Origin of the sequence: Aeromonas sp. R3-1 (assembly GCF_040908345.1) — a bacterium.
Lineage (GTDB): Bacteria > Pseudomonadota > Gammaproteobacteria > Enterobacterales > Aeromonadaceae > Aeromonas > Aeromonas veronii.
This window is the reverse complement of the sequence record NZ_JBFODN010000167.1, coordinates 1-1625: the sequence shown is the minus strand read 5'-3', so window position 1 is coordinate 1625 and position 1625 is coordinate 1. Positions and strand designations below refer to the sequence as shown.

1 protein-coding gene is annotated in these 1625 nt (G+C 60.7%); it reads left to right on the top strand.

Annotation, left to right across the window (positions count from 1 at the left end):
* Positions 1-132: 132 nt before the first annotated feature.
* Positions 133-1563 (top strand): methyl-accepting chemotaxis protein, encoded by a 1431-nt coding sequence (locus AB5Y85_RS10295; protein WP_110303722.1) that lies wholly within the window; start codon positions 133-135, stop codon positions 1561-1563.
* The last annotated feature ends 62 nt before the right edge of the window (positions 1564-1625 follow it).

Genomic DNA, 1625 nt, shown 5'->3' with positions numbered 1-1625 from the left:
ACCCCCTGCACCTGCCCCCACACCCGAATGACAAACGATTGCTCTCCCATTTCTCACACCTTCCGCTTAAGAAAAAATTTCCCGAGACGATAATGTGCCAGACACTCTATCTCTGCAGGATGCAGCTCCATTATGAAAGAAGTTAAATTCCGGTGGGTTGACCGCTATCTCATTCACCTCACCATCAGTGAAAAATTCCATATCGCGTTCTGGTTACCTCTCTTCATCATCGCCTTTCTCAGCTGGTATATGCTGGCGGCCAGCCATCAGCAGGAGATCTCCCTGCGGGTAGCGCAGTTGCAACAACGGGTCGAGACCACGGCGCAGCTGGTCAGCCAGCAGCCCACTCTGGTATTGCCTGCTGATCTGCGTCTGACCCGGCAAGGCAGCAGCGGGTTGCAGCAGCAAGGGGATCACTACCTCTTTAGCGCGCCAGCGGGTCAGGCGGGCTACGTCACCGGTGATCTCGATACCGGCAACCTCTCCATGTGGGAGGGTCAGGGCTCGACCCTGCTCCTCATCGGCGCGCTGGCCGCCCTGATGGCGCTGGTGATCCACTACATGATGACCTTTGTCTCCGGTGCGCTCTACTCCACCAACAAGGCGCTGCAAACCGTGGCGGATGGGGATCTCACCTTCCGACTCAACTTCTTCCCGGTGCGCGACGAGTTCTCCACCCTGGCGGGCAGCATCGACCGCTTTACCGACCGCCAGCACCAGATCGTCAAACTGGTGGAGGAGTCTGCCGAAGCGCTGACCATGGCCGCCGACGAGTTTCGTGACCATGCCCGCGAAGGCGAGACCATGGCGCGTTCCCAGCGCCAGCACATGGATTCACTGGCCACCGCCATGGAGCAGATGTCAGCCGCCATTCGCGAAGTGGCGCGCAATGCCAACGACACCCTGCAGCAGACTCGCCAGTCGAGCGAAGAGGCAGCCAATGGCGCCAACCGGGTAGCCCGCACCATCGAAGCGATCCGCACCCTGGCAGACGAAATTGGCAACGCCTCCGGCGCAGTCGAGCGCCTGACCCACAACGCCAACCGGATCAACGAGGTGGTCAACGTCATCAACGCCATCTCCCAGCAGACCAACTTGTTGGCCCTCAACGCCGCCATCGAAGCGGCCCGTGCCGGTGAGCAGGGACGCGGCTTTGCGGTGGTGGCAGATGAAGTGCGTACCCTCGCCAGCCGTACCCAGCAGGCGACGGTGGAGATCCAGCAGATGATCGAAGAGCTGCAGACCGGTACCGGCGCGCTGAACGAGATCATGGAGAAAACCGTGGGGCGTGCCGCCAGCAGCCAGCAGCTCATCAGCGAGGTGGGGCTCGATATCGAAAAGCTGAGCAACCACAGCGATGCGGTACTGGAGATGAGTACCCAGATCGCCACCTCCAGCGAAGAGCAGAGCTCGGTCGCCGCCGAGATCACCCACAATCTGGATCAAGTGCGCCATGAAGCGGCGCAGGTGGAGGAGTCTGCCAGTGCCTCGGTAGCCGGCACACAAGGGCTCAAAGCCACCGCCAGCGAACTGACCCAGGCACTCAAGGGGATCACTCTCTGACGCTGCCGAATAGCATCCGGCAACAAGAAGCAATAAGAAAAGAGGCCACCCATTGGGTGGCC